The organism is Micromonospora sp. 4G55 (genome assembly GCF_016803375.1).
Window position 1 is genome coordinate 1 of sequence record NZ_JAEVHN010000693.1, and the last position, 3,169, is coordinate 3,169.

Annotated in this window: 1 protein-coding gene and 3 pseudogenes; 1 reads left to right on the plus strand and 3 read right to left on the minus strand. The window is 72.0% G+C overall.

The window, feature by feature from the left end; all coding sequences use genetic code 11:
• The 3 genes and pseudogenes from JNW89_RS32490 to JNW89_RS32500 all read right to left on the minus strand — a co-directional run.
• Positions 1–1,485 (minus strand): annotated as a pseudogene (locus JNW89_RS32490) (hypothetical protein); the annotation flags it as partial.
• A 57-nt stretch (positions 1,486–1,542) separates the two neighbouring features.
• Positions 1,543–1,761 (minus strand): annotated as a pseudogene (locus tag JNW89_RS32495) (cupin); the annotation flags it as partial.
• Between the two features lie 168 nt (positions 1,762–1,929).
• Entirely contained in the window at positions 1,930–2,460 is a 531-nt protein-coding gene (locus JNW89_RS32500) for a hypothetical protein (protein ID WP_238451964.1), read from the minus strand.
• A 103-nt stretch (positions 2,461–2,563) separates the two neighbouring features.
• Between JNW89_RS32500 and JNW89_RS32505 the strand changes: the two are divergent.
• Positions 2,564–3,169 (plus strand): annotated as a pseudogene (locus JNW89_RS32505) (hypothetical protein); the annotation flags it as partial.

The following is a 3,169-nucleotide window of genomic DNA, read 5'->3' on the forward strand; positions in this document are numbered from 1 at the left end:
GGGGCGACGAGTGCCCCGTCGGGTCCCGCGGGAAGGTGGGCCGCCGTCGCGGGGGCTGGTTCCGATGTCTCCGGGGTGTCGTCGAGGTCGGCCGGTGTGAACCCGCGTCCGGTCGGTCTTCGGCGGCTGGTACATCCGGCGGGTCCCTGGGGCGACGAGTGCCCCGTCGGGTCCCGCGGGAAGGTGGGCCGCCGTCGCGGGGGCTGGTTCCGATGTCTCCGGGGTGTCGTCGAGGTCGGCCGGTGTGGCGAGGTCGGCCCGTGTGGCGAGGTCGGCCGGTGTGGCGAGGTCGGCCGGTGTGGCCAGGTCGGCAGGTGCGGCGGGTGCGGCCGATGCGGCGGTAACGGCCGGTGCGGCGGTCCGCGTCGCGGAGTCGGCCGGTACGCCGCTGGCGTCCCGGTCGCCAGCCGGCGCACCGAAGCCCAGCGGTTCGGCTGCGGTCGGGAGCTTCGCTGCGGTCGCGCCAGCGAACGGCCCCGTGCCGGCCAGGTCGACGGGCTCCGGCTCGTCGGTCGTGCCACCAGCGGCCGGCGTCATGGCCTGCGGCACGGCGGGGCCGGCGGACAGCGGACGGAGGATGTCGGTCGGCTCGACGACCCGCGCTTCGGCGGTGCGCGGCAGGAGCGGCCAGCGGAACGACGCGGCGGCGGCTGAACCGAGCACACCGGCGGCGACGGCGAGCAGCGCGCCGTAGTACGGCGTGATCTGGTACCGGTCGACGGCGTCGCCGGGACCGGCGGTCAGGTAGGCGAACGCGACCAGCACCGTGCCGGCTGTGCCGGTCGCGCCGTTGACCAGCGGCGGATGCCCGCGCCAGCGGGCCAGCCCGCTGGTCGCCGCGCCGATGAGCAGGGCCACCGCCGGCAGAATCAGGATCGCCTGCCGGTGTGCCGCGTCGGCGTCGAGCCCGGCCGGCTCCAGCACACCGAGCCGTACGGCGGGCAACGGCCCGGCGGTTGCGAGCGACGGGACGACCGAGACGAGCGCCAGCAGCCAGACCACACCGCCCACCGCCGCGATGTTCCAGCCCAGCGGCGGCTTCACCAGTACGGCGATCGCGGCACCCGCGCCGACCAACGCGCCGAGGGTCGCGCAGATGCCGACGGCCCAGATCGGGTCGACAGAGAAGCGCTCGGCGGCCTGGGCCGGCCGGACCCAGAGCGGCGCGACGACGGTGGCGCCCAGCGCGGCGGCGGCGGCGACGGCCACCAATCGGTCCATGCTCCCCAGCACCCCGTACCGGCGGGCCAGGCGTGCGGTGAAGACGGTGCCGGCTACGGCGGCGTGTGCCGCGAACCAGCCCACCCAGACGAGCTGGGCAGGCCACTGGTTGACGGTGGCGCCGGTGGAGGCGCCGGTGAGCTGAACGATGCCGAAGGCGAACGCGATGCCGAGCTGACCGGCACCGGCGAGCACGCCCATCCCGAGCGCTGTGAGCAACAGGTTACGCCAGGTGCGATAGACCATGTCCGGCACGTTACGCACCTGATACACCATTTTCCGCCGAATGCCGGATTCAATGTCGGACCGCCGTGCCAGCGGTTACTTCAGTTCGACCAGGCGCGTTGTACGCGGTGCCGCCCACATTGGTGAGCATGTGGACGGTGCTCGGGCCATGGTAGACGACGTCGTCGGTCGGCTCGTCGGCGTCGATACGGTGCCGTCCACGGTCTGCACCACGTTCTTCGCGCCCCGGATCGCCACCACCAGGTACGGGTGGTCGTGCCGGTGCAGCGGCTGCCGCTCACCCGGCTCGAGCCGGCCGGTACAGCGCCGACAAACTGGCTGGGCAACAAGGGGTTCGCCGAGAATGCGTAGCCCGTGTGGGGAATTGGTTGGTGTCGATCACCGTGCACGAACGATTCCCAAGGGAGTAGCTCGGCGCCGGTGGTTACCTGGGTGCCAACTGTAGTTCTTCCCAGACGACGATCATGGGTTCATGGTCGCGATCGCCCCTCGAATACGAACCGAATCCCAACGGTGCGTGGCAAGATCCATTCTTGCCCGCACCGTTTGTGTTTCGGGGTCATACGTCAGGTGCAGCCCGAGGCTGCGGTAGACCTCCAGCTTGTGTTCCGGCTCGGCGTCCCGCAGGGCGCACGCATGGTTTCCGAGTTCCTCGACGACGGCAATGATCCGCTCCTCGCTGAAGCGAGGAGGGGCGTCGGTCTTCTCTTCGACTGGCGTGTGGTGTTGTTCGGGCGCGTCGGCGTTCGGCCTGGGTTTCGGCGATCCAGCCGGCGACCACGGCCGGGTCGGCGGCCGAGGCGGGTGGCGTAGGTGGCCGAGCTGCCGGCGGTCCAGGTGACGCCCTCGGCCCAGGCCGGCGCGGAGGCAGGCCACCAGGGCGGTCTGCGTGGCGGCGAGCTCGGTGGCGGCGAGCAGCGCGACGCCGCCGAGCGCGGCGGTCAACCCACGTCTGAGTCGCATGACATAGCATTTCATCAATGCGCTCGCCATAGCAGTTAACTTTGTTAAATGTAAACGTGCAGTAGTCTGTCAGCACTTGGTTCACCGCGTGAAGCAGGCCGCCGGGGGCGGCCGGAAGAGGATGGCGGCGGAGGTGGAGGCCAGACGCACCACCGTGCGCGACATGCGTCGTGCCAACCGGTCGGTCCTGCTCACCCGGATCTGGCTGGACGGCCCGCTGAGCCGGCACGAGCTGGGGCAGTCCACCGCGCTGAGCCTGGCCAGCGTGAGCAACCTGGTCGGCGAGATGATCGCCGAGGGCCTGGTCGAGGAGGCCGGCTCGGTCGAGTCCGACGGCGGCCGCCCCCGGGTGCTGCTCCGGGTCGCCCCGGGCTACGGCTACCTGGTCGGCGCCGACGTCGGCGAGACCCGGGTGCAGGTCGAGCTGTTCGACCTGGCGATGATCGCCCTCGCGAAGGCGGAGTACCCGATCGCCGCCGCCGAGCCCGACCCCCGGCAGGTCACCGACCACCTGCTGCACGGTCTCGCCGCGGTGATCGAGCAGGCCGGCGTCGACCCGGCGGCGGTGCTCGGCTTCGGCGTCGCCGTCTCCGGCGACCTGGCGATGATCGCCCTCGCGAAGGGCGGAGTACCCGATCCGGCCGCCGCCGAGCCCGACCCCCGGCAGGTCACCGACCACCTGCTGCACGGTCTCGCCGCGGTGATCGAGCAGGCCGGCGTCGACCCGGCGGCGGTGCTC